The 25,588-nt window shown below is 38.8% G+C and carries 27 protein-coding genes and 1 tRNA gene; 21 read left to right on the plus strand and 7 right to left on the minus strand.

Features of this window, described 5'->3' with window-relative positions; all coding sequences use genetic code 11:
* Positions 1-63: 63 nt before the first annotated feature.
* The 6 genes from ABMQ40_RS06090 to ABMQ40_RS06115 all read left to right on the plus strand — a co-directional run bounded on the left by ABMQ40_RS06090 (position 64) and on the right by ABMQ40_RS06115 (position 4,797).
* Positions 64-897: an OmpA family protein gene (locus ABMQ40_RS06090; protein ID WP_370897596.1), complete on the plus strand. Its 834-nt coding sequence runs from the start codon at positions 64-66 to the stop codon at positions 895-897.
* Positions 898-1,270: 373 nt separating this feature from the next.
* The gene (locus ABMQ40_RS06095; RefSeq protein ID WP_370897598.1) at positions 1,271-1,918 is read left to right on the plus strand and encodes an O-methyltransferase; all 648 of its coding nucleotides are present in this window, start codon (positions 1,271-1,273) and stop codon (positions 1,916-1,918) included.
* A gap of 85 nt (positions 1,919-2,003) precedes the next feature.
* Positions 2,004-2,723, plus strand: a complete 720-nt coding sequence (locus tag ABMQ40_RS06100) for a C40 family peptidase (protein WP_370897600.1) — start codon at positions 2,004-2,006, stop codon at positions 2,721-2,723.
* Positions 2,724-2,726: 3 nt separating this feature from the next.
* On the plus strand, positions 2,727-3,200 hold the full coding sequence (locus ABMQ40_RS06105; protein ID WP_370897602.1) for a DUF1648 domain-containing protein: 474 nt from the start codon (positions 2,727-2,729) through the stop codon (positions 3,198-3,200).
* Position 3,201: 1 nt separating this feature from the next.
* A complete protein-coding gene (locus ABMQ40_RS06110) occupies positions 3,202-3,540 on the plus strand; it encodes a cupin domain-containing protein (RefSeq protein WP_370897604.1) in 339 nt (112 codons plus the stop codon).
* Between the two features lie 15 nt (positions 3,541-3,555).
* Positions 3,556-4,797, plus strand: a complete 1,242-nt coding sequence (locus ABMQ40_RS06115) for a 3-deoxy-D-manno-octulosonic acid transferase (protein WP_370897606.1) — start codon at positions 3,556-3,558, stop codon at positions 4,795-4,797.
* Here the strand turns inward: ABMQ40_RS06115 and ABMQ40_RS06120 are convergent.
* Complete coding sequence (locus ABMQ40_RS06120) at positions 4,790-5,548, minus strand: glycosyltransferase family 2 protein (RefSeq protein ID WP_370897608.1); 759 nt, start codon at positions 5,546-5,548, stop codon at positions 4,790-4,792. The genes ABMQ40_RS06115 and ABMQ40_RS06120 overlap by 8 nt on opposite strands.
* 41 nt (positions 5,549-5,589) lie before the next feature.
* Positions 5,590-6,567, minus strand: a complete 978-nt coding sequence (locus tag ABMQ40_RS06125; RefSeq protein ID WP_370897610.1) for an acyltransferase family protein — start codon at positions 6,565-6,567, stop codon at positions 5,590-5,592.
* Between the two features lie 187 nt (positions 6,568-6,754).
* Between ABMQ40_RS06125 and ABMQ40_RS06130 the strand changes: the two genes are divergently transcribed.
* The 11 genes from ABMQ40_RS06130 to ABMQ40_RS06180 all read left to right on the plus strand — a co-directional run bounded on the left by ABMQ40_RS06130 (position 6,755) and on the right by ABMQ40_RS06180 (position 17,216).
* The gene (locus tag ABMQ40_RS06130; protein WP_370897612.1) at positions 6,755-7,222 is read left to right on the plus strand and encodes a lipocalin-like domain-containing protein; all 468 of its coding nucleotides are present in this window, start codon (positions 6,755-6,757) and stop codon (positions 7,220-7,222) included.
* A gap of 187 nt (positions 7,223-7,409) precedes the next feature.
* A complete protein-coding gene (leuS, locus tag ABMQ40_RS06135; RefSeq protein WP_370897614.1) occupies positions 7,410-10,223 on the plus strand; it encodes a leucine--tRNA ligase in 2,814 nt (937 codons plus the stop codon).
* 241 nt (positions 10,224-10,464) lie between these two features.
* Complete coding sequence (locus ABMQ40_RS06140) at positions 10,465-11,337, plus strand: MotA/TolQ/ExbB proton channel family protein (RefSeq protein ID WP_370897616.1); 873 nt, start codon at positions 10,465-10,467, stop codon at positions 11,335-11,337.
* A gap of 67 nt (positions 11,338-11,404) precedes the next feature.
* Positions 11,405-12,013 (plus strand): ExbD/TolR family protein, encoded by a 609-nt coding sequence (locus ABMQ40_RS06145; protein ID WP_370897618.1) that lies wholly within the window; start codon positions 11,405-11,407, stop codon positions 12,011-12,013.
* 11 nt (positions 12,014-12,024) lie between these two features.
* Complete coding sequence (locus tag ABMQ40_RS06150) at positions 12,025-12,579, plus strand: ExbD/TolR family protein (RefSeq protein ID WP_370897620.1); 555 nt, start codon at positions 12,025-12,027, stop codon at positions 12,577-12,579.
* A gap of 23 nt (positions 12,580-12,602) precedes the next feature.
* On the plus strand, positions 12,603-13,445 hold the full coding sequence (locus tag ABMQ40_RS06155) for an energy transducer TonB (protein WP_370897622.1): 843 nt from the start codon (positions 12,603-12,605) through the stop codon (positions 13,443-13,445).
* Positions 13,446-13,517: 72 nt separating this feature from the next.
* Positions 13,518-13,715 (plus strand): C4-dicarboxylate ABC transporter, encoded by a 198-nt coding sequence (locus tag ABMQ40_RS06160; RefSeq protein ID WP_370897624.1) that lies wholly within the window; start codon positions 13,518-13,520, stop codon positions 13,713-13,715.
* The gene (locus ABMQ40_RS06165; protein WP_370897626.1) at positions 13,705-14,571 is read left to right on the plus strand and encodes a PstS family phosphate ABC transporter substrate-binding protein; all 867 of its coding nucleotides are present in this window, start codon (positions 13,705-13,707) and stop codon (positions 14,569-14,571) included. The genes ABMQ40_RS06160 and ABMQ40_RS06165 overlap by 11 nt, the downstream gene beginning before the upstream one ends.
* Before the next feature lie 89 nt (positions 14,572-14,660).
* Complete coding sequence (locus ABMQ40_RS06170) at positions 14,661-16,310, plus strand: tetratricopeptide repeat protein (RefSeq protein ID WP_370897628.1); 1,650 nt, start codon at positions 14,661-14,663, stop codon at positions 16,308-16,310.
* Positions 16,311-16,386: 76 nt separating this feature from the next.
* Positions 16,387-17,106, plus strand: a complete 720-nt coding sequence (bshB1, locus tag ABMQ40_RS06175) for a bacillithiol biosynthesis deacetylase BshB1 (RefSeq protein WP_370897630.1) — start codon at positions 16,387-16,389, stop codon at positions 17,104-17,106.
* 36 nt (positions 17,107-17,142) lie between these two features.
* A tRNA-His gene (locus ABMQ40_RS06180) sits at positions 17,143-17,216 on the plus strand.
* Positions 17,217-17,327: 111 nt separating this feature from the next.
* Here the strand turns inward: ABMQ40_RS06180 and ABMQ40_RS06185 are convergent.
* The gene (locus tag ABMQ40_RS06185; protein WP_002976288.1) at positions 17,328-17,663 is read right to left on the minus strand and encodes a DUF3276 family protein; all 336 of its coding nucleotides are present in this window, start codon (positions 17,661-17,663) and stop codon (positions 17,328-17,330) included.
* Positions 17,664-17,762: 99 nt separating this feature from the next.
* Positions 17,763-19,424, minus strand: a complete 1,662-nt coding sequence (locus ABMQ40_RS06190; protein ID WP_370897633.1) for an ABC transporter ATP-binding protein — start codon at positions 19,422-19,424, stop codon at positions 17,763-17,765.
* A gap of 92 nt (positions 19,425-19,516) precedes the next feature.
* On the opposite strand from ABMQ40_RS06190, the gene ABMQ40_RS06195 reads away from it, so the two are divergent.
* The 4 genes from ABMQ40_RS06195 (at position 19,517) to ABMQ40_RS06210 (ending at position 22,170) form a co-directional block, all read left to right on the plus strand.
* The gene (locus ABMQ40_RS06195; RefSeq protein ID WP_370897635.1) at positions 19,517-20,422 is read left to right on the plus strand and encodes a transcription antitermination protein NusB; all 906 of its coding nucleotides are present in this window, start codon (positions 19,517-19,519) and stop codon (positions 20,420-20,422) included.
* A gap of 2 nt (positions 20,423-20,424) precedes the next feature.
* Entirely contained in the window at positions 20,425-20,940 is a 516-nt protein-coding gene (locus tag ABMQ40_RS06200; RefSeq protein ID WP_370897637.1) for a DUF1573 domain-containing protein, read from the plus strand.
* 10 nt (positions 20,941-20,950) lie between these two features.
* Positions 20,951-21,313, plus strand: coding sequence for a preprotein translocase subunit YajC (gene yajC / locus ABMQ40_RS06205; RefSeq protein WP_370897639.1), 363 nt, complete (start codon positions 20,951-20,953; stop codon positions 21,311-21,313).
* A gap of 137 nt (positions 21,314-21,450) precedes the next feature.
* On the plus strand, positions 21,451-22,170 hold the full coding sequence (locus ABMQ40_RS06210; RefSeq protein WP_370897641.1) for an SDR family NAD(P)-dependent oxidoreductase: 720 nt from the start codon (positions 21,451-21,453) through the stop codon (positions 22,168-22,170).
* A gap of 2 nt (positions 22,171-22,172) precedes the next feature.
* Here ABMQ40_RS06210 and ligD read toward each other — a convergent pair whose 3' ends face one another.
* The 3 genes from ligD to ku form a co-directional block, all read right to left on the minus strand.
* Positions 22,173-24,065: a DNA ligase D gene (gene ligD, locus ABMQ40_RS06215; RefSeq protein ID WP_370897643.1), complete on the minus strand. Its 1,893-nt coding sequence runs from the start codon at positions 24,063-24,065 to the stop codon at positions 22,173-22,175.
* A gap of 80 nt (positions 24,066-24,145) precedes the next feature.
* A complete protein-coding gene (locus tag ABMQ40_RS06220) occupies positions 24,146-24,748 on the minus strand; it encodes a DNA polymerase ligase N-terminal domain-containing protein (protein ID WP_370897645.1) in 603 nt (200 codons plus the stop codon).
* Positions 24,748-25,533, minus strand: a complete 786-nt coding sequence (ku, locus tag ABMQ40_RS06225) for a non-homologous end joining protein Ku (RefSeq protein ID WP_370897647.1) — start codon at positions 25,531-25,533, stop codon at positions 24,748-24,750. Before ku ends, ABMQ40_RS06220 begins: the two co-directional genes overlap by 1 nt.
* Positions 25,534-25,588 lie beyond the last annotated feature (55 nt).

Raw genomic sequence — 25,588 nt, forward strand, 5'->3', positions numbered from 1 at the left:
CAAAGATAATCCATATAATTAAAATGAATTTCCATAACTTTGATTCGTCTAAAAAGATTATTTATGAAGATTTTAAAAATTTTAGCAGTTTCTGCAATGGTGTTGGGAATGACATCTTGTGTAAGCAAAAAGCAGTATGATGCTTTGAGTACAAATTATAAGCAGTGTATTGAAAATGTAGGAGAAAGACAAAGAGAAATTCAGGATCTGAAAGCCCAGAACTCAGCTTTGACAGGGGAGAATAATTTACTGAAAAGCCAGCATGATGCTTTAAAGTCATCTTTAGATGCCTGTCTGGCCAATACCGGTAAAAGCTCTGCAAACATAGACAAGCTGGTGAGTGAGATCAATGCTTCCAATTCTTATATCAAGCAGCTGATTTCTACAAATGCTAAAAATGACAGCTTAAATCTGGCCTTGTCAAATAAGCTGAAAAGATCTTTGGATAACGTAGCGGATGAAGATGTACAGGTAAAAGTACTGAAAGGGGTTGTAATGATCTCACTTTCAGATAAAATGCTGTACAAAACCGGAGACTACAACGTATTGCCGGCTGCTCAGGAAGTGCTGGGTAAAGTGGCCAAAGTAATTAACGATTATGATAAGTACTCTGTACTGATCGAAGGGAATACAGATAATGCCCCTCTCAACTCTCCTAATCTTCCGAGAGACAACTGGGATCTTTCTGCTCTAAGAGCTACCGCAGTTGCCAAAATTTTACAAACCCAGTTTGGGGTAGATCCTGCAAGAATTACGGCAGGCGGACGCTCCGAATACAATCCTAAAGCTACCAATATGAGCGTTTCGGGAAGAGCTGAAAACCGAAGAACTGAAATCATCATTATGCCTAAGCTCGATGAGTTCATGAAACTGATGGATATTGCTCCGAAGAAATAACATTATAGGCCAATAAAACAAACTAACTCCCGAAATATTTCGGGAGTTAACTTTTTTATCAGACTACATCTTCTCTTTTCAGCAAAGAAATAATCCGATGCAAAAATGAATTAGATATTTCGGTTTTGGCTTTTTTTTCAGAAGAGCCCGCATGGCCCGAAGGCGCTGCGGATTTCTGATTCTTTCTGTTAAGTTTTTTACCCTCTGCATTCATGATTTCTTAGTGTTTTTACCCTGTTATTCTCTGTGACAAAGGTAAAATAAAGCGGCTTAAACCATATCCGTATTTTTACGGAATTTGAGATGGGGTTTTCCCTGTTTTTTGCTGACTTCTGCCTATTATTTAATAAATTTGAATAACAAAAATTTGTATATGAGCTTTTTTGAAGAAAAGAATCCCGAAATGGACCGGTATCTGGAAACACATGCTTCGTCAGAACCTGAAATCCTCAAAAAACTGAGAAAGGAAACATATCAGAAGACAACCCAGCCGCATATGATCTCCGGATATCAGCAGGGAAGACTTCTGACCATTATCTCCCAGATGCTGAAGCCGGAAAACATTCTGGAAATCGGGACGTTCACAGGATATGCGACTCTTTGTCTGGCAACGGGCCTGTCAGGGAACGGGAAAATTACAACCCTTGATGTAAATGAAGATCTGGCCTATCTGCCTCAGAAATATTTTGCAGAAAGCGAATATTCCGGACAGATTGATTTTCAGCTGAGGGATGCAAAAGAGTTTTTAAAGGAAACCAATGAAATATTTGATCTGGTTTTTATTGATGCGGATAAGGAAAATTACGTAGAATACTTCAAGCTGATCAAGCCCAAAACGAGATCCGGCTCTGTCGTAATGTTTGATAATGTATTATGGTACGGGAAAGTGTTGGAAGATCAGCCCAGACAACGATCTACACAAGTTATTAAAGAATTGAATGATTTGATCGCAAAAGATGAGGATTTTGAAAATCTTATTTTACCTTTGCGGGATGGAGTGAACTTTCTTCGCAGGAAGTAAGTGATAAGTATTCAAAGAATAAAGAAGACAGAGATTTTACACGGTAATTTTTTACTCTTCATGATCCAATCTTAATTTAGCATTAATGAATAAAGGTATTTGTATTGTAACAGTGGCGCCGGTACGTGCCGACAGCTCAGACAAAGCGGAAATTGTCACGGAAATATTGTTCGGGGAAAGTGCGGATATTCTGGAAGTGAATAAAAACTGGACCAGAATAAAAATGCATTACGACGGATATGAGGGCTGGATGGATACGAAACAGATCAGACCGGTAATGGATGAGGAACTGGCAAAACGTAAGGTTACCGTAGTTACGGAAGATTTTTCTTCAGTATTGATGAATGACGGGAAAACATTGCTGTCAATGGGTTCGGAAGTCGAATTTCCGGTAGTAGCCTCTAGGAGAAGCCATGATCTGCGCGAGAGCATCGCCTTAACGGCGAAAGAATTCCTTAATGTCCCTTATCTATGGGGAGGAAAAAGTTTTTTTGCTGTTGATTGTTCCGGCTTCACCCAGCTGGTTTACAAAATTCATGATATAAAATTGCCGAGAGATACTTATCAGCAGGCAGAAGTAGGGGAGCCTTTAACTTTTGTAGAGGAAAGTCAGCCCGGAGATCTGGCCTTTTTTGAAAATGATGAAGGAAAGATTATTCATGTGGGAATCATGCTCGAGAATCAGAAGATTATCCACGCTTCAGGAAAAGTAAGAATTGACACTCTTGATTCTTCGGGTATTTTCAATAAAGAAATGAATAAACATACCCATAGGCTGAGGGTTATTAAAAATGTGCTTAAGTAGAATATGAAAATATCAAAGATATTACTGTTCATCAATATTGCCATGCTGGCCTTTATCTGGATTTTTACCGGGATCACCTATGCCGGATTACCTGAGATCATCCCTACTCATTTTCTTAGTAATGGCAGTGTTGATGGAGAAAGCCATAAAAAGGTTATTTGGTTTTTACCTTCCATAGCTACCTTCATCTTTCTTATACTGATCTCTATTCCAAGAGATCCGCAATCCCCGATGCTGAATGTACCTGACAGCTTCAGGAAAAGGGAAAGGCTGGAGCTGTTTTCATACACGCTATCCGCCCCGGTACTATTGATGTTTGCGGATACTGTTATTGAAACGGTTTTAATCACCCGGGGAGAAAGACAAGAGCCCGGTAGCTTTATAGGGATCGCATTGGGACTTCTATTCATTACCCTTGGAACCTGGATATATATAATGATAAAAGAAGCAAGGAATCCCAACTTTAACAGATCCTGATATGATAATTTCAAAAGTAAATGCTGAACACTACACCTGGGGAGATCATTGTGACAGCTGGGTGCTGAAGGATACTCCAGGATTGTCCGTCAAGCAGGAAAAAATGCCTTCAGGCACATCAGAAAAACGACATTATCATAATAATGCAGAGCAGCTTTTTTATATTTTGAACGGGAAAGCCGTATTTTATATGGAAGAAGAAAAATTCTTCGTAAATACGGGAGAGAGTATTTCCATCATGCCTAAACAGAAGCATTATATTTCCAATGAATCGGCGGAAGATCTGGAATTTCTGGTGATTTCAAATCCGTCGACAGAACGTGACCGAATAGAGATCTGATAAAACCGATAGCCCATGTCTTTTTTTTATAATATTTTCGTCAGTCTTTTCATCTTCGGAATGAGGATATTTTCAATATTCAATGATAAGGCAAAAAAAGCCTGGGAAGGCAGAAAGCAGTCTTTGAACAAAGTAAGATCGGCTTTTTCGGCATCAGATAAGGTGATCTGGATGCATGCTGCCAGCTTGGGCGAATATGAACAGGGGTTGCCGGTATTGGAACAATTGAAAGAGCAGTTCCCTTCATATAAAATTCTGGTGACATTTTTTTCCCCTTCAGGATATGAAAATATTGTCAGGAAGGAACACATCGCTGATGTTATCTGTTATCTGCCGTTTGATAAAAAAGATAAGATAAGAGATTTCGTCGCACAGTTTGATACCCGGTTGTTTTTTACGGTAAAATATGATTACTGGTATAATTTACTTTCGGAATTGAAAAGCAGAAAGGTAAAAACCTATGTGATTTCGGCATTATTTTATGAAGGTCAGGTTTTCTTTAAATCTTACGGGAAATGGTTTGTACAACAATTACAAAACAATATAGACTGGTTTTTTCATCAGACAGAGCTCTCTTATGCTCTGGCCCGGGAAAGAGGATTGATGAAATCTTCTGTAACGGGAGACACGAGGTTCGACAGGGTGAAGCAATTAAGAAACCGTAACAACCATGTGGATTTTATCAAAGATTTTATCGGAAATAAAAAATGTGTTGTTTTCGGAAGCTCATGGCAGGCTGAGGAAAGAATGGCAGAAATGGTCTTCGAAGGAGATAAAGACATTAAAATGATCATTGCTCCCCATGACCTTAAAAGGGTTCAGAACCTGAAAGAGAATTTTCCCGATGCTCTTTTATACAGCCGGATTGATGAGCAGCAGGCCAAAGCAACACGATCCCAAGTCCTGATTATTGACAGCATAGGTTTGTTGTCCCGGTTATATGCTTACGCTGATGTAGCCGTTGTGGGTGGTGGTTTTCATGATGCAGGGCTCCACAATATTCTGGAAGCGGCCACATTTGGGGTCCCGGTGATTTTTGGAAACCACTACAGGAAAAATCCGGAAGCGGATGACCTGATTGCGGCCAACGGAGGCCGTACCTTTGAAAATGAGGGGATGGCAGCGGATTTCACGATTTTTCTTATAAATGATGATGAAACCTTAAAGGATATGTCCCGAAAGGCCAAGCAATTCGTAGATGAAAAGCCTGATTCTACAAATAAGATCGTTAAAAAAATTCTGGAAGATCTTAATTGAAGATCTTAGAATATTTCAAAAAGCCGTTCACTGCCCAGTTGGCAGTATAATATAGGGATTTCAAAGTGGAAAACCCCATGAAATCTTTATAAACAAGATATTGGTCTTTTATAATGTTCTTCTTCTTACGGGATACGCTGTTTTCACGCATTCTATATTTAGCCAGCGTTTGCCGTACCGGGTGCCCTTCTGGGATTTCTTTTAGCAGATTCAGCCACATGACATGATCTTCACGTTTGCTTTTTATAGGAAAAAAGAATTTACCAGCTCTTTTGGTATCGTACATGGTGGATACCGGGGCCAGCCGGCAGGTTTTCAGAAGATTGGAAAAGGTTACGATTCTGTCAGCCAGAAAATCTTTGAGCACAGGTTCCAGCTTCTCGTTGCATCTAGAATAGTTGCAGTATACGAGCTCTACCTGGTTTTCCTGCATATAGCGGGTCATTATTTCCAGGTATTCAGGGTACCAGTAATCATCCGAATCAAGAAAGGCAATATATCTTCCCTGAGCTCTTTTCAGGCCCCTATTCCTTGCATTTCCGGCGCCTCCGTTCGTTTCCAGGATCTCAAGCTTTATTCTCGGATCATTATATTTCCTTATTATTTCTACGGTATCATCCTTGGAGAGGTCATCGGTAATGATCCATTCCCAGTTCTCATAGGTCTGGTTCAGTACAGATTGTATAGTCTCTTCTATAAATTCAGCGGAATTATAGCAGGGAGTGATAATGGAAACAAGATGATCTTTCATTTGTGATGATAATATATTAGCTTTAAAAAAGAATGTCAAAATTATAAAAATCTTTTCTCATAAAAATGCCAGGAGCATATCCCTACCGTAATTACCAGCAGCATGCACAAAAGTCCCATGATATAAGGGTTATAGCTGGCAAAAAGCCCTAATGTCGTGAAGACCCTGATAATAGGAAAATGGAAAATATAAATACCATAGGTGAAGTCTCCGTACTTGCCAAAATTATTCAGGAATTTAAATGAATAAGCAATGTACAGTACAATAATGCTTAGCATCATCGGAGAAAAAAGTCTGATGTTAAAGATGAGGTCGATCCATACCGTAATGATGGCAATAATGAAAAGAACGTTCTTATGCTTGATGAACCGGTCGAAATTAAAATAAATCAGCATGCCGCCTATAAAATAGCATAATGTTCCGGGGATCTGTCTTGAAAATTCTTCTTTTCCCGTGATCCTGAAATAATTAAGGTAAAGCAGGGACAGGAAGTATAATATGATAAGGCTTAGATTCCTGTATTTATTGTTTTTTCCGAATAATAAAAACATCAGTGGGACTGCAATATAAAAGCATACCTCTATTTTCAGGGTCCACAGTGCGCCATTCACGGCACCGTTACCAAATACGCCGGGAAGGTTCGGTGCTTTGAAATTGAGGAAAATGGAATTCCAGAATAAATACTTGTACACCTGGGTGTTGCTGAAATAATCCGCAAAAGAATATTTACTTACCAGACTTAGTAAAATAGCACAGAGAAATACGACCAGGAGATAGCCGGGAACGATTCTGTTGAATCTTTTTTTAGCATAGCGGGATAATGTGGATGTTCTGTCATAGCTTCGTGCAATGAGAAAGCCGCTTACAATAAAAAAGCCGAAAACCGCAATTTCCACAGGGCTGTGTTCAAGAAAAGCCAGTTCTTTTGAAACGCTCAGGGTTCCTAAATGGCCCAAAAAAACGATAAAAGCGAGGAGAACACGTATGAAGTCAAAATTATTTTTCGTTATGTCTTGCATTTGCATTTTATTTCTTTTACAAAAATAACTTTTTTAATAAAATACAGCTCATTGCGGGATTTATTTGTTAAGTAGGAATCCTGGAATTTAAATTTTTAAAGAATAAAAGGGAAGTGAAATAAATTTCATAAAAAATTATTAAGTAAATCAAAAAAATCATAATTTTAGCCCTTGAAAAATTTGATACATGAAGAAATTAGCATTATTATTTGCAGGTTTATCATTATTTGTAGCTACCGGATGTAATGATGATGACGATACAACGATAGAATATCCTCTTGTAGGGACCTGGCAGCCGATAAAAGAGGTTATAACGACAGTTTCGGCAGACGGAAGTGGTGTTTCAGATGAAATTACCTATACCGATTGCCAGAAAGAATCCAGATGGATCTTTAATGAAGGGAATACCGGAAAACGTACCGATAAAGGCGACAGTGCTACACCAGGACAGTGTGATACCACTTTTGACCGTAATTTTACCTATGCATATGATAAAGCTGCTAAAACCGTGCAGATAAAATATCAGGGAATTGTAGAGCCGGATAACGGAAAAGTAACCACCCTCAACGAAACTACCCTGAATCTTACAATCGAAGATACTACAGACCCTAATGAATATCATTCAACAACCTATACGCTCAAAAGAGTTCCTTAGTAAACAGAATAATATAATTAATAAGAATAAAGGTCTCATCTTCGGATGAGATTTTTTGTTAAACAGTTCCGGCAATTAATTTAAAATTAAAGTTTCATTTCCTTTAAATTCGTTAATTTTGTGAATCCTGATTTTAAAGAAAATCATCTAACATCTAAAGTCTAACATCTAACAATCTAAGTATAAAGTGTTTTACGATCATCAGCAGATAGAAAAAAAGTGGCAGAAATACTGGGAAGACAATAAAACGTATAAAACTTCCGATAAAACAGACAACCCTAAATTTTATGTTCTCGATATGTTTCCATATCCTTCAGGCGCCGGGCTCCATGTTGGGCATCCGCTGGGATATATCGCATCGGATATATATGCGAGATATAAAAGGCATCAGGGATTCAATGTACTTCATCCGGTAGGGTATGACAGCTTCGGACTTCCTGCTGAGCAATATGCTATTCAGACGGGGCAGCACCCTGCGATTACAACAGAACAAAACATTTCCAGATACGAGGAGCAATTAAGAAAAATAGGCTTTTCATTTGATTGGGACAGGGAAGTAAGAACTTCTGACCCTTCCTATTATAAATGGACACAGTGGATTTTCATCCAGCTGTTCCATTCCTGGTACAATAAAAATACGGATAAGGCAGAACCTGTGGAAACCCTGATCAGACATTTTGAAGAAAGAGGAACAGAAGGTCTGAATGCCAATCAGAGCGAAGAGTTGAACTTCACGGCTGAAGAATGGAAAAATGCATCTGAAATAGATAAGGAAGACATTCTCTTGAATTATCGTCTGGCTTACAGGGCGGAAACTACAGTAAACTGGTGCCCTGCCTTGGGAACAGTATTGGCTAATGACGAGGTAAAGGATGGCAAATCCGAGAGAGGCGGCTATCCGGTATACCAAAAGAAAATGATGCAATGGAGCATGAGAATTTCCGCCTATTCTGAAAGATTGCTGCAGGGGCTTAAAACCCTGGACTGGCCTCAGCCTTTGAAAGATTCCCAGGAATACTGGATCGGGAAGTCCCAGGGAGCTCAGGTGAGATTCCAGGTAGAAGGGCATGATGAGATTATTGAAGTATTCACAACAAGGCCTGATACTATTTTCGGTACTACATTTATGGTACTGGCTCCGGAAAACCCTTTGGTGGAAACCATCACTACCGCCGCTCAGAAACAGGAGGTGGATCATTATATTGAAGAGACCTCCAGAAAAACGGAGAGAGACCGTCTTGCAGATGTGAAAACGGTTTCAGGCGCGTTTACGGGGGCCTATACGGTGAACCCGTTTAGCGGGGAAAGGATGCCGGTTTATATTTCAGATTATGTGCTGATGGGATACGGAACCGGAGCTGTAATGGCAGTGCCGGCCCATGATGAGCGTGATCACAGGTTCGCAAAGAAATTCGGGCTGGAAATTAAAAAGGTTGTGGATACCGATGAAGATGTTCAGGAAAAATCTTTTGATTCCAAAACAAGTACTTGCATCAACTCTGATTTTCTGAACGGATTAAATTATGAAGAAGCGAAAACCAGGATCATTGATGAGATCATGAAAAGAAATATAGGCTTCGGGACGGTAAACTATAAGCAAAGAGATGCTATCTTCTCCAGACAGCGTTACTGGGGTGAGCCGGTTCCTATATATTATAAGGAAGGAATGCCTTATACATTACCGGTTTCTGCATTGCCGCTGGAACTTCCGGAAGTTGAAAAATATTTACCTACTGAAGACGGGGATCCGCCATTAGGAAATGCCAAAATCTTTGCCTGGGATGAAGCGAACCAAAAAGTTGTGGCTACAGAATTAATTGATGACAAGACAGTATTTCCTTTAGAGTTGTCTACCATGCCGGGTTGGGCAGGAAGCTCATGGTATTTCCTTAGATATATGGATCCGGAAAATCAGGAACAATTCTGCGCTAAAGATCTTTCCGATTATTGGGGACAGGTAGATTTGTACATCGGGGGCAGTGAGCATGCAACCGGTCATTTGCTGTATTCCCGGTTCTGGAATATGTTCCTCAAAGACAGAGGATGGATTGGCCATGATGAGCCTTTTCAGAAACTGATCAATCAGGGGATGATTTTAGGGATGAGTGCGTTTGTCTATAGGATTGACGGGACCAATCAATATGTTTCTAAGAACCTGGCCGGTCAATATCACACCCAGAAGATCCACGTGGATGTTTCTTTATTAAAAGGAGCTTCCGACGAGCTGGATACGGAAGCATTCAGGCAATGGAGGCCTGATTTCGCTGATGCTGAATTTATTTTAGAAGACGGAAAATACATTACAGACCGTGAAGTGGAGAAAATGTCCAAATCAAAATACAATGTTGTAAACCCGGATGATATTTGTGAAGAATACGGGGCAGACTGTTTAAGGTTGTATGAAATGTTTCTCGGTCCGCTGGAGCAGTCCAAGCCATGGAATACACAGGGGCTGAGCGGAGTGTATGGGTTCCTGAAAAAATTCTGGAACTTATATTTCAATGGAGAGGTTTTTGAAGTTTCGGATGAAGAGCCTGCAAAAGCCGAGTATAAGATTTTGCATACCTTAATAAAGAAGGTAGTTTCGGATATAGAGGGATTCTCTTTCAATACCTCCGTATCTTCGTTTATGATCGCGGTAAACGAATTGCAAAAAATAAAATGTAACAAACGCAATATTTTGGAACCTTTGGCCGTTATCATTTCTCCTTATGCCCCTCACATCTGTGAAGAGCTCTGGAGTCTGTTGGGACATGACACATCTGTTGAATTTGAGAAATTCCCTGTACTGAACGAAGATTACCTGGTAGAGGATGAAATTGAATATCCTATAAGTGTCAATGGCAAGACGAAGTTCAAATTATCCCTATCTGCACAGTTGTCTCCTAAGGAAGTGGAGGATTTGGTACTTCAGGATCAAAAATTACAGCAGGTTTTAGAAGGAAAAACACCTAAGAAAATCATTGTAGTGCCTCACAGAATTGTGAATATTGTAATTTAAAAAAAAATTAACATTGGTAATTTAAAAAAAATGTGGTCTTAAATTTTATGATTTTTTAAAGTATTTTTGAATATTAAGGAATATTGCCAAAAAAAGAGATAATAATTGAGATATCGGAATAGTATTAAAATTTCTTTATCAAAAAAAAGTAAAATGTTTATTTAAGACTCTTGCATTTTAATTAATTTTGCCTTTAATTTACACCCTGTAAAATTTTTAAAACAATATAATTTAGTTAAATATGGAAATGAATGTTTCAAAAAATGATGAGCAAGTAGTTGCTAGAAAGAAAGGAGGGTTAAACCCTGCAATTATTATTCCTATATTATTAGTTATAGGTGTATGTATTTATTTATTTATAATGGGTAGCCCAGGAAACTTTAAAGCTGACCCTAGGATTAGTGGGGCATCTTCAGTAGCATTTCCTAATTCACCAATCGAATCCAAGGAGCTTCACCCTGAATCTCCACTAGGAATGGTTTACATGGGAGGATTTATCGTTCCAATCCTGATTACCTTTATGATCACAGTATTAGTGTTCTCTTTTGAGCGTTATTTTGTTTTAAGAAAAGCTGCAGGTTCTGGAAACTTGGATAACTTCGTAGTTAAAGTAAGAAGTTTACTTAACGAAAATAAAGTTGACGAGGCTCTTGAGGAGTGTGACAGACAGCAGGGTTCTGTAGGTAACGTAGTAAAAGAAGGACTTACAACATACAAAGCTTTAGCTAATGACAATACCTTGAATAAAGAGCAGAAAATGGCTGCACTTAACAAAGCTATTGAAGAAGCTACTACCCTGGAAATGCCAATGTTAGAGAAAAACATGATGATCCTTTCCACATTAGGTACTGTAGCAACATTAGTAGCACTATTGGGAACCGTAATCGGTATGATCAGAGCGTTCTTCGCTTTAGGTTCTGGTGGAGGTACTCCGGATGCAGCTGCACTTTCTATCGGTATCTCTGAAGCACTTATGAATACAGCTTTAGGTATCGGTACTTCAGCTATCGCTATCATCCTTTATAACTTCTTTACTTCTAAAATTGACGGATTAACTTATAAGATCGATGAGATCGCAATGAGTATCCAACAATCTTTTGCAGAATTCCACTAAAAAATGATTTTAGCAAGAAATTTGCATATAAAACAAAGAAGTTTAATCAAAAATTGTAAAAAATAATATGGCGAGAGTCAAACCTAAAAGACATGGAGTAGTTACGGATATGACGGCAATGTGTGACGTTGCTTTCCTACTGCTTACATTCTTTATCTTGACCACTCAGTTTAAAAAACCTGATGTGGAACAAATAAAACCGCCATCTTCAATATCAGAAAAGTTGCTTCCTGATGCAAGCTTAATGTCTGTAAATGTTACTCCCGGAGGTAAATTTTACTTCCAGCCTGTGGAAAATGGTACTGAAAGGATTCAGTTGCTTGAGAACATGGGAAAGAAATATGGAGTAAACTTTACAAACCAGGAAAAAGCTGCGTTTACAAAAGTTCAGGCAATTGGTGTTCCAATGACTCAGTTGAAGAGTTACCTAGATCTATCTGAAGATGAGCAGAAAGCATTTAAAGGAGCTCCCGGAGTTCCTATGGATAGTACAAATAGACAATTAATAGACTGGATTCAGCAGAGTTTAGCGATAAACCCGGAGTATAAATTAGCGATCAAAGGAGACGTTAATACTGAATATCCTAAAGTTAAAAGTTTATTTGAGGGTTTAAGAGATATAGATTTTCTTAAATTTTGGTTGATTACATCACAAGAAGGTAAACCTAACGAATAATATCTTAAGAAATGGCAGAAGTACAAGTAAAAGAGGATAGCGGGAAAGGCGGCAAGGTCCGTTCCAAGAAGCAGAATACCCGCGTAGATATGACTCCAATGGTGGACTTAGGGTTTCTTTTGATCACCTTCTTTATGTTCACAACCACATTTAGTAAACCGAATGTAATGGATCTGGGACTTCCGGCCAAGCCAAAGAAAGACCAGAAACAACCAGATACAGAGATTAAACTTTCCAATTCCATTTCTCTATTATTAGGAAGAGATAACAGAATATTTTGGCATCAGCAGGATAATACATCCCTGACAGATCAAAATCTTAATGAGACCTCTTTTGACAGAGAAGGAGTTAGAAAAGTAATTGAGGAGGCAAAAGCTAGAGCTGCTGATAAATCTAAGTTTACCGTGATTATCAAGCCTACTGATGATGCCGTATATAAAAACTTTGTTGATATTCTTGATGAAATGGCAATTACCAAAAGCGAGCAGTACGGGGTTACTGATGTGAAGCCTTGGGAAAAAGCCATTTATGAAAAGAAAGTTGGGCCAGCTCCTGCAACAAAGTAATTAAACCATAAATTTACAGAGATATGGCAAATGAAAATACATACAATGATAATCTTACTTTAGATGAAATTGTATTTGAACATAGAAACAAAGAGTACGGGGCCTATGACCTAAGAAGCAGCTATCCTAGATTGCTCACCAGATCTTTCCTTATCGGTACAGCATTTTTTGTTCTCGCTGTTGCTACTCCTTTCATCGTAATGAAAATTCAGGAGATGAATAAAAAAGAGGAGACAAAAGTTGAGGCCAACCTGGTGGATGTACTACAGGAAGATAAGATCATAGAACAGCCGGAAGAGGCACCACCGCCACCTCCGCCGCCACCAAAAGAAGAGGAAAAGATTGAGGTAATTCAGAATGTGGTACCAGAGCCTAAAAAAGCTCCGAAAATTGAGACTCCGCCACCTCCGATTTCTAAGCAATTAGAAACTACGACAGGCTTGCAGAATCAGGAAGGTGTAAAGGCTCCTGCCTATGTACCGCCACCACCACCGCCTTCTACCGGGACAAAGACTTCTACTGCTGAAGTTAAGCCCCAGGTAAATGAAAACCAGATCTACACAGAAGTAGAGCAGACCGCTGAGTTCCCGGGAGGGATCAATGCCTTCAGGAATAAGGTTGCCAACAACTTTGACGGCTCTGCGATGAATGGGGATGAAGGTACGGTAAAAACTGAAATTACTTTTGTTGTAGAGAGAGATGGAAGTATCACTGACGTTAAAGCTAACGGTTCTAACTCAGACTTTAATGCTGAAGCGATCAGAACGATTAAATCGATCAAAAATAAATGGGCTCCTGCCAAAATTAACGGCCAACCTGTACGTTATCGATTCAGATTGCCTTTAACAATGAATTTTGAAGGATAATTTATTTTAAATAATAATTAAAAAAGAGAAGCTTATGCTTCTCTTTTTTATTTTTTTTGGTATTTTTGTTATATGATGTTCAATTGGTTATCCCTTATCACGGGATTATTTTATATTGTCTTAGGAATTGTAGTCATTGTCTACAAGTTTTTCTTTACCATTCTGGAACCCGCCGTTGCCTATCCTTTAGGTTCAATATTGATTCTTTATGGCATATTCAGAATAGTCAGGGCAATTTCAAAAATTAAAAAATCTAAAAATGAAGAATAGTCTCTTATTACTACTATTTCTCTGGATTATAGTAGGATGTGGAAAAAAAGAGGACAATATCCCTTCGTACAATAAAGGAAATCTTACGATACTTACTGACGAATCTTTTAAAAGCGTTACAGAGGCACTTGCAGAAGGATATATGATCAGTTATCCGGAAACACATCTCAAAGTGCAGACCAAAAAAGAAGACCTGGGCTTTTTAGACTTATTGAACAATAAGGCTAAAATCGTGGTAATGTCCAGAACCTTAACGCCCGCAGAGATAAAAGCCTACGAAGAAAAAGTAGATTTAAAATATCTTCCTGCCCGGTTCGCGGCTGATGCGGTAGTATTTGTTGTCCCAAAAAATTCTCCAAGGACCAGGATCACAATGGATGAAATTAAGAACGGACTGAATTCTGAAGAAAAGAATTTTATCTTTGACGGAACCAACTCCAGTAACCTGAATTTTGTAGCTGAAAAAATAAAAAAGCAGCCCAGAGACCTGAAGTTTTCTATTATTTCAGGAAATCAGAATATCATTGAACAATTGAACAAATATCCCGATAAAATAGGAATCGTAGGGCTGAATACATTCAGCCGTCCCTATGACAAGACTTCCCAGAAGCTGAAGGATATGGTTAAGATCTTACCGGTTGAAGTTAACGGTAAAGAATATTATCCTGATTATGCTCATTTACGTGAAATGCAGTATCCTTTCACCCGTATATTGTACTTTTTGACAAGCGAAGGTAATTTCAGTATCGCCAACGGTTTTATAAGATATTCCTGTACACAGCTCGGGCAGATGGTAGTACAAAAAGAAGGTTTACAGCCTTACAACTTGTACAGAAGAGAGGTGCAAATGCGTTAAAAAGTATTAAATTAACCTTTTACCCCAAATAAATATCCTATTTTGGTCCAAAAATTGCGTACAATATAACTCGGTTAGAAAAATATAAAATGAAAGATATAATGAATATGAATGTAAAGAAGATTGCTTTTGGAGCAGCAGTGGTATTTTTTACCACCTTTGCTTCTTCGCAAACATTACAAGATGGTATTAACAGTATTGATAGCGATAAATTTGCACAGGCGAAGACTAACTTTACTGAAATGATTGCAAAAGATCCTTCTGCTGAAAACTATTTCTATTTAGGAAATACATATTTAAGACAAGGCGAACCGGATTTTGCAAAGGCTACGGAAAACTTTAACAAAGGATTAGCAGCGGATAGCAAAAGCTATTTGAATAAAATTGGATTGGCAGCCGTGAAGCTGGGAAAAGGCGATAAGAGTGCTGTTGCTGAGATCCAGAAGATTGTAGCAGATTCCAGGGAAAAAGATGCCGAAGTATTATTCAGAGCCGCAGAAGCTTTAACCTTGTTTGAACAAAACAACTCACCGGATCTTGCTATCCAGTTTCTGAATAAAGCTATTGAAAGAGCTCAGAAAAAAGAAGTTCCTGCCAACTACTATTATACATTAGGGGATGCTTACAGACTGAAAAGAGTTCCGGGTGATGCTATGACAGCTTATGACAAGGCTTTGCCTCTTGCTAAAAATAAAGCTTCTGTGTACACCAGAATGGGTACTTTATGGATGGCCGCACAACAATGGAAATTAGCAAAAGAAAATATAGACAAGGCTATTGCCGTTGATCCAACTTATGCGCCGGCATATAAAGCTTTGGCAGCTTATGATATCAAGTATCAGCAAAACGCTAAAGCGACTCAGGATCTGATCAACTATACTAAATATGCCGATGAAGATCCATATACACAATTAGAAATTTCTAAGCTTTATTTCACCAATGAAGATTACACGAATTCTAAAGCTGTATTGGATAAGATCTTTGATAAAATAGATGATCCGATCAAATTTAAATTAAGAGCTTACCAGCTGTATGCTGATGGAAAATATGCAGAAGCCAAACAAAATATGGATACTTTTGTTTCCCAGGCGGATAAGTCCAGAGTACAGCCTGCTGATCAGGGATTACAGGGTCTGATTGCTGCTGGATTGGCGAAGACAGAAACTGATGAGGCAAAAAAATCTGCATTAAATACAGAAGCTCAGCAAAAGGTAGCCATTGCCAAAGCTGCAAAAGACGAAACTATGAAATGGGATATGGAGCTGGCTAAAATTGCAGGCGGAGGAGCCTCTCAGGCTGATGCTGATGCCGGACCAACTAACCCTACTATCGAAGGATTGAAAAAGCAGGTAGAAGCCAATCCTCAGGATACAGATGCCTTATTTAAGCTGGCAACGGCTTATCAGGATGCTAAAAACTGGAATGGAGCCGTGCTTATATGGCAGAAAATGATCAACCTTCTTCCTGATTGGGCACCTGCTTATTACAGCCAGGGGTATTCATACCAGCAGGCCGGAAATAATGATGCAGCCAAGATAGCTTACGAGAAATTCATCAGTACTGTAAAGCCGGCGGATATGGAAGCTAACAAGCAAACATTGGCGTACGCATACTTTGCAGTAGCTTATATGAGTAAGGATTCTGATCTTGCCAAAGCTAAGGATTACCTGGCTAAGTCTTTACAACTGGATCCAACCTATGAGGATGCTATAAAGCTCAATGCAGAAATCAATAAATAATTAAACCTTATTATAAATGAAACTTCCCATTCGCAATGTTTGGGAAGTTTTTATTTTAAATCTTATCTTTGGGAGTATGAAAACAGATATACTAGCTTTTGGAGCCCATCCTGATGATGTAGAACTGGGATGTGGCGGAACAATTTCCAAAATGGTCTCGGAAGGTAAAAAATGTGTCATTGTAGACCTTACCAAAGGAGAGCTGGGAACCCGTGGGACGGATGAAACCAGAAAGGAAGAAGCAGCTGCCTCCGCTAAGATATTAGGAGTTTCAGCAAGGGAGAATCTGGGAATGAAAGACGGATTTTTGGTAAATTCTGAGGAATATCAGATGAAGATCGTAAAAATGATCCGCAAATACCGCCCGGAAATCGTGCTGGCGAATGCTATTGATGACAGACATCCGGATCATGCAAAAGCGGCGAAATTAGTATCAGATGCGTGCTTTTTAGCCGGCCTGAGAAAAATTGAAACCGTAGAGGAAGGAGAAAATCAGGAAGTATGGAGACCGAAACATATTTTTCATTATATCCAGTGGAAGAATATCCAGCCGGAATTTGTGATAGACATATCGGAACATCTCGATAAGAAAATAGAAGCCTGTATGGCATTTAAAACCCAGTTTTATGATCCTGATTCCAAGGAGCCTATAACTCCTATAGCCACGAAAGACTTTTTTGAAAGCCTTACTTACCGGGCGCAAGACCTGGGAAGATTATCAGGAGTTACTTATGCTGAGGGATTTACAACAGAGAAGCTGATGGCATTGAAAAATTTTGATGGAATAGTTTTGTAATTAACAGAAAAGTGCTATATTTGCAACCACAAAACGGTGATTGTAGCTCAGTTGGTTAGAGCGTCAGATTGTGGTCCTGAAGGTCGTCGGTTCGATCCCGATCAGTCACCCTGAAAAGCACACTTTACGGTGTGCTTTTTTATTTCTGATCATTTTATTCAGATCGGGGTATAAAAAAAGCATCCGGGAAAAGATGCTTGTGTTTTTAATATTGTTTTGGTTTAAACCTCGTCATCTGAATCTATAGTGTAAGATCTGCTTTTAAAGTCTTTATCATGCTTTTCAGAAATTACATCCTCACCTTTTTCATTAATGATGAAATCTGTAGACTCATTAAACATTTCCTGGAAACTCTTAAAATCTTCCTTATAAAGGTAAATCTTGTGCTTCTCAAATGTGGCTTCCCCATTCTCCCCGAAGTTCTTTTTACTTTCGGTAATCGTAAGATAATAATCTCCCGCTTTTGTCTCGCGCACATCAAAGAAATAAGTTCTTCTTCCTGCTTTTAACACCTTCGTGAAAATTTCATTTTCGTGGCGTTCCTTGTATTCACTCATTGTTAGATATTTTTTAATCTTGTTAGGAACAAATATAAAAGTTTTCTTTTAATCACAAAATTTTTTTTATGATTTATTTAACAATTCAAAATAAAAGGGCTAAGCGGTTATAGAATTGCTAATTTCCGTAAGATTAATAATTTTATCTGCTTTTTGAGCGCTAGACTCTCTGTGTGTGATAATTATGGATGTAGCATTGTGGATTTTAGCCTCAATATTTTCAAGAATATTCTGTTCTGTTTCCGTATCCAGAGCGGACAGGGAATCATCAAAAATAATAATATTCGGGTCCTTGATAAGGGCTCTTGCAATGCAAATTCTTTGTTTTTGTCCTCCCGAAAGCATCACTCCACGTTCTCCAACCATTGTTTTGTACTGGTCTTTGAATTCCACAATGTTTTTATGAACATCGGCGATCTTCGCATACTCTACTACTTTTTCATGGGATGGCTTATCAATGGCAAAGCCGATGTTGTTTTCAATGGAATCTGAAAACAGGTAGCTTTCCTGGGGGATATATCCTATAAATTTTCTGTAGTTATCCAAATTGTGTTCCTTAAGGTTTTTGCCATCAACTAAAATTTCTCCTTCCGTAGGATCAATCAGCCGGCAAAGCAATAAAGCAATTGTGGATTTACCGCTTCCCGTCTTACCCATGATCGCCAGGGACTCTCCTGCTTTGATGCTAAAGCTTAAATTATCCAGGGCTTTAATTCCTGTGTTCGGATAAACGTAGGAAACATTTCTGAACTCGATATCACCTTTGATAGGATAGACATCAAAATTGCTATTGATAATCTCGGATTTTTTATCCAGAAATTCGTTGATTCTCTGCATAGATGCCTCAGCCCGCTGGTTTACAGAAGTTACCCAACCAACCATAGAAAACGGCCAGATCAGGATATTGATATACATAAAGAAATCGGCAATTTTACCGACGCTTAAGTGCCCGCTGATATATTTCTCTCCACCAATCAGGATCACGGCAACATTCAATAAACCGATAACAAACAGAATAATCGTGAAGAAATAGGCCTCAGTTTTTGCCAAATCCAAAGCTTTATCCTGGTAATCAGTAATTTTTAACCCGTAGTTTTTCTCAATATATTTTTCCTTGGCAAAGAATTTTATTACGCGGATGCCGGAAAAGCTGTCCTGAACAAAGGTAGAAATAGCAGACTGGCTTTTTTGCATCACCTTCGACTTCTGGTTGATAATGGAACTTACCTTGAATATGACGTATGATAAGATGGGAAGTGGCAATAATGTCCATAATGTCATTGAAACATCTGTCTTTATCATATAAATGCTGGTGATTAAAAGTAAGATCAGCAAATTGACGACATACATCACCCCAGGTCCCAGATACATCCTTACAGCCACCACATCCTCGCTCAACCTGTTCATAAGGTCGCCGATGGTGGTTTGTTTATAATCAGTGAGGGATAGTTCCTGGTAATGGTTATAAATTTTATTTTTTAATTCATATTCAATTCTTCTGGAAGCTACGATAATCGTTTGCCTCATCATAAAAGTGAAGAACCCGGTCAGAAGCGAGCAACCTACAATAATGGCGACATAAATCAGTACCTGCCTGTTAAAGCCTAAATTACCGCTTTTTGTAAGCTCATCCACTGATTTTCCTACGAACTGAACTTTATAAATGTTGAAAAAATTACTGGCAATAATAAATAGCAACCCCCAAAACAATAATATTTTGTGCTTCCAAAAGTAAGGGTTTAAGGTTTTTAATGCTTTCATAAAGTTTTACAAAATTACAAAAAATACCAGCATACTACGAATTTCATAAATTTTAATTTTTGTATCTTTGCCCCCATAAAAAAGCTCTTTGAATGTTAGGAAGACGACAAATCCGTGAAAAAATAGTGGAGACCGTGTACTCATACTATCAGAACCCAGTAAAATTTGATGTTTTAGAGAAAAACATGTTCTCTGGAATAGAGAAAATCTATCATCTGTATATCTATCAGCTCAATTTTCTTGTTGCTCTGAAAGAATTGGCTGAACATCAGATTGAAATAGGGAAAAACAAATTCCTTAAAACGGAAGCCGATCTCAACCCCAATCAGAAGTTCATCAATAACCAGATATTGATTAAGCTTGAAGAAAATCCGGAACGATTGTTCTTCACCGGCCAGCATAAAGAACTGAAATGGGATCTGCATGATGATTTGTTGGTAAAGACTTTCCAGAGAATTACCGCCGGGAAACGGTACCAGGATTTTATGAAGGAAGAAGGATATTCTTTTGAGGAAGATCAGAAGTTCATTGGGAAGCTGTTCTTACGTTATATCGCGGAAAATGATGATTTTCATGATCATATTGAAGATAAAGAATTGTCATGGGCCGATGATATCCATATCTCTAATTCTATGGTTCAGAAGACTATCGGCTTTATGAAAGAGGATGAGGAAAGCAGGACACTGATTAAAATGATTAAAGATGAGGATGATAAAACCTTTGCCAGCAAGCTTTTGAGAGATACCCTGAACAATTGGGAAAACAATGAAAAGAAATTAGCGGAAAGACTGGATAACTGGGATCTTGAAAGAGTGTCTTTAATGGATAAAGTAATTTTGTCAACAGCCATTGCAGAACTAGATCATTTTCCTTTTACGCCTTCAAGAGTAATAATCAATGAGTATATTGAAATTGCCAAAGTATTTGCCACAGACAGGTCGAATATTTTCATCAACGGGATTTTAGATAAATATTGTAAAGATCAAAATAGAATTTAAACATGAAAAAGACGTTATCAATTATCGCTCTATCTATCATAGGTTTTGGATTGGTTTCCTGCAAAAAGGAAAACAAAGAAACTCAAACTGCTGAAACTGTAGCTACAGATTCTACAGCGGCCACATCAGTAACCTCTGCGCCGGCAGATTCTGCCGCAACCTCTGCAGTCAGTGGAGAAACGGCTTCAGCCCAGCCTGATCAGCCGTTAACAACCATTGCTTTATCTGAAAGTAACTTTGATTTCGGAAAGATAAAAAAAGGAGATAAAGTAGAACATGTATATGAAATTACCAATACAGGAACAAACCCGCTGGTGATTTCTGAGGTAAGACCGGGATGCGGATGTACGGTCCCTGATTTTACAAAAGAGCCAATCTTACCGGGCAAAAAAGGAAAGATCACCCTGCACTTTGATTCTTCAAATTTTGAACAAAACGTTCAGAAATATGCAGATGTTTTTGCCAATGTTGAAAAGTCTCCGATTAAACTAACATTCACCGCGAATATTCAACCATAATTAAATGAATATGTTAACAATCTTTTTACAGGCACAGCCACAAGGTTCTTCTTCTATGATGCTCATCATGATGGGTGTGATGTTTGTAGGCTTTTATTTCCTGATGATAAGGCCACAGATGAGAAAGCAAAAGCAGGAAAAGAATTTTCAGGATAACCTGAAAGTCGGAAGCAGGGTAGTGCTTACTTCCGGTCTGCATGGCAGGATTGCCCAGATCCAGGAAGACGGTTTTGTTATTGAGACATTATCCGGAAAGCTGAAATTTGAGAAAGCAGCTGTTTCCAGAGAATTTACGGAAGCCCGCTTTGGAGAAAAGGCATCAAAAAATGACAAAGCAGCTGATAAAAAAGAAATTGAAACTGAAAAGAAATAATTCAGTTGGATAATATTGTGTTCGGCGCGGTGAACGAAGTTCACCGCGCCGAAACTTTTATATCCCGATATTCAGTGTTATCGTGCATCATTGTTGTTATAAAGGTTTAAACTATCTTTGACCAAATAAACCAAAAGATGGATAAAACAGTTCTTATTCTGGGGGCGAACTCAGATGTTGCCAAAGAATGTATCAGGCAATATGTGAAAAAAGGATTTTCGGTGATCGCAGCTTCACGGAATACTGATGCATTGAAGGATTTTGTAAAAGAAAATGCATTGGAACTAAAAGTTTCGATACTATATTTTGATGCGGTCGATTTTGATTCCCACCGGAAATTTTATGATGAACTGTATGTAAAACCCCACATTGTAGTGTATGCTGCCGGATTTTTGGTGGACAACGGGAAGGCCTTGCACGATTTCAAAGGTGCCCGGCAAATGATGCTGGTCAACTATATGGGCGCTGTTTCCATTCTGAATATCATTGCTATGGATAAAAGCAACAGCAATCTGGAGAGGATTATAGGTTTATCCTCCCTTTCCGGGGTAAGAGGAAGAAAAAGCAATTTCATTTATGGCAGTACTAAGGCCGCATTTACCCAGTATCTGGCGGGACTGAGACAGGAGCTGGCATCAAGAAAGATAATCGTTAATGCTTTGGTAATCGGCTATATCCGGACCAAAATCAATAAGGGCCTGAAGCTTAATGAATCTTTAATCATGGAGCCTGGCTATGTGGCAACATTTATTGTTAATGCCGGTAATTCCTTCACTATTGTCCCCAACCTTAAATGGAAAATGATTCATTTTATCCTTAAGATTTTACCCGAAAACCTGGTAGCCAGGCTTCCCTGATCTCACTGATTGTTCTGCAGCAATTCCAGGGCCTTTATCATATCAATGCCTTTTCCCAGTACAGGTTTGAAAAGGTCTCCTTTTTTCTTTATCCTGTCCAGAGCATTATGAATGTTAAAATCGGTAGGTCTTAATCCCGGCTTTAGCTCATCCCAATCCAGAGGCATGGATACAGAAGCTCCTTCTTTAGGCCTCAAACTGTAAGAGCTTGCCAGGGTTTGCCCCTGTCTGTTCTGAAGGTAATCCAGGTAGATCTTGTTTTCACTCCTTTTCTGCAGGCTTCTTTCCAGGGTTGTAAGCTCGGGAAGCTGCTCGTTTACCTGTTTCATAAGAATATGGGCGAAATCTTTTACCTGATCATAATCATACTTACTGTTCATCGGGATATAGACATGGATTCCTGTACTTCCTGATGTTTTGCAATAGCCTTTAATTTTGATTGAATTTAAAACTTCATTCACCTGTAGTGCCGTCTCGATGACATCGTCAAAAGTATTTTTCTTTGATGGATCCAGATCTAAAACCAGATAATCAGGATATTCCAGATCCGGAAGTGAACTGTTCCAAGGATTCATATCAATACAGCCCAGATTATTGAGATAGGCCAGGGTAGCCTTGTCATTGCAGTAAATATAATCAATGTACTTATCTGTGGATTCTGAAAAGACCTGTGTTGTTTTTACCCATTCAGGAATGTTGTCACTGGCATCCTTCTGATAGAATCCCTGTTCTTCGATCCCGTTAGGAAAGCGGTTTAAAGATAAAGGACGGTTTTTCAGATAAGGCAGAATATATTCAGCTACAGATTGATAATATTCCACCACATCACCTTTGGTGATACCGTCTTTCGGGAAATAGATCTTATCCTGGTTGGTTAGCTTTACGGTATGCCTGTTCAACGTTATTTCCTTTTCTTTTTCAGAATGGTTCTTTTCTTTTTTAGAGGGATTTTTAGTTTTCATTTCTTTAGATTTTTCGGTGATGGGGTTTATTTTACTGGCCGAAGAATTTCCGATCTCTTCAGGTTCCTTGTCCTCACGGATGGCCATGAACACGGGATGGCGATAAATGCCGTCTTTTGTAATCTCAGAAAATTTGATCTCACAGACTAATTCAGGCTTTATCCAGGTAACAGGCATATTGGTCTTCGGAACTTTTTCAAAAGGAACTTTTTTTACAATAAGTTTTTCAAGCCTTTGGTATAAGCTTTTTAAAGACTCCTTATTAAAACCGGTACCTGTGTGACCGCAATAGGTTAATTTGCCATCGATATATTTTCCGAGTATGAGCGCACCGAAGCTTTCTCTGGAACCTCTTGGCTCGGTAAATCCGCAGATAATGGCCTCATCAGTATTGGTGAATTTTATCTTGAGCCAATCGGTGGTCCTGTGATTTTCAATATATTGGCTGTCCGCTTTTTTTGCAATCATTCCCTCCAGTTTCATTTCCTTCATTTGTTCAAAAAAGGCGATGCCTTTTTCCGGGATATGGTCGCAATATTTAATTGTATCGGTTTCCACCAATGCCTCTTTTAAAAGCTCTTTCCGTTGCAGGAGCGGAAGCTCTTCCGTAGAATGCCCGTTCAACCATAACAGGTCAAAGACCTGATATACCAGCGCTAAATTGGGATTGTCCCCGATCTGCTGTAACAGCTGGAAGTTAGGTTTTCCCTGATCGTCATAAGCTACGATTTCACCATCAACGATCATCTGCTGGGTTTGCCGGCTGAGATCCCGGGCAACTTTTTCAAATTTGGATAAAAATGAGATCCCGTTCCGGGAATAGAAAAGTGGGGAATGCTCCCTAAGGTCGGCAATGGCCCTGTAACCATCCCATTTAATTTCGAAGATCCAGTCTTTATCATCAAAAGCTTTATCATATAATTTAGCAAGCATGGGCCTGATAAAATTTTTAAGCTTTTTCTCTTCGTCCAGAGGAGTAAGATTTCCGAACTCTTCGGAATTGTTTTTCGTGGCTACAACTTTTTTTTGCCGCTTTTTAGGCTTTTTTTTTCCTCTAAAAATTTTGTAACGAGGGATTTTGAAGAAGTGTGCTCTTCCGCATCATAAGGGCTTTCGGCATATTCATCCCTATGCTTTATCAGGAGCCAGGCATTGTCTTCGGAATTTTTCATCTTGACTAAGGCAAATTCTCCTTTAAGCTTTTTACCGTGCAGGATAAATTTCAATGATCCCTCATGTAACTCCTTAAGCAGTTGCTTTTCGTCGGAAAGCTTAGTATTTTCCTCCAGAGGCTCATAGGTCCCGTTATCCCAGATTTCTACCTGTCCGGCCCCATAGTTACCTTCGGGAATATTTCCTTCAAAATCCTTATAATCGTAAGGGTGATCTTCCACCATCATGGCCAGCCGTTTATCCTTAGGATCCAAGGAAGGGCCTTTGGGAACTGCCCAGCTCTTCAGAACACCTTCCATTTCTAAGCGGAAATCATAGTGAAGACGGGTGGCAGCATGCCTTTGGATGACGAAAATAAGCTTGTCTTTGCTTTTTTTTCTTTTACCTTCAGGTTCGCTGGTTTCATCAAACTTACGTTTTTTCTGATAATCTTTAAGAGCCATTACGATGCGTTTTTAGATTTCGTATTTTGTAAACTGGCCTTTAATTGTGCCATGAGGTCAATCACTTTGCCTTCCCGTGCAGGTTCAGCTTTTCTGGCTTTGATATTTTTACCTTTAGCCTTCTGCTTGATGATCTTCATCAGTTCTTCGGAATAGGTATCTTTATACATGGTAGGATCAAATTCCTGGGACAGCTGTTCTATCAGGCTTATGGCCATTTTGAGCTCGGCCGGTTTCGGAGCTTTTTTAGCGGGGATTTTAAGATCCGCATAGTCTCTTATCTCCTGATCGAATCTTAACCGGTTTAAAACTAAGATATCATCATTGTAAGGGCGGATCATTCCGATAGCTTCGCTTTCACGAAGGACAAAAGTTCCGATACCTACCATTTCAGTTTCCTGAAGCGCTTTTAATAAAAGCCTGTATGCGTTTTCTCCGTTTTTCTGAGGTTCCAGATAATAAGGAGTCTCAAAATAAATACTGTCCACTTCAATTTCCTTTACAAACTGGTCAATAGACAGTATTTTTGTTTTCTCGGGACTTGCCGCCTCGTAATCCTCATCTTCAAGAACGATATATTTGTCGTCCATCAGATAAGCTTTTACGATGTTTTCCCATTTTACTTCTTTACCTGTATTTTCGTTTACCCTTTTGAACTTGATGTTGGAAAAATCAGATTTATCCAGCATATCGAGATCCAGTTTACTGGTTTCCGTTGCAGAGTAAATTTTTACAGGAATATTGACTAAACCAAAGCCAATGGCGCCGTTCCAGATTGCTTTCATTGTCTTACGTTTTGTGTAAGAGCGTGCAATCATTGTGCCGTTAAAAAAGGATATT

Origin of the sequence: Chryseobacterium gossypii (genome assembly GCF_041361455.1) — a bacterium.
Lineage (GTDB): Bacteria > Bacteroidota > Bacteroidia > Flavobacteriales > Weeksellaceae > Chryseobacterium > Chryseobacterium gossypii.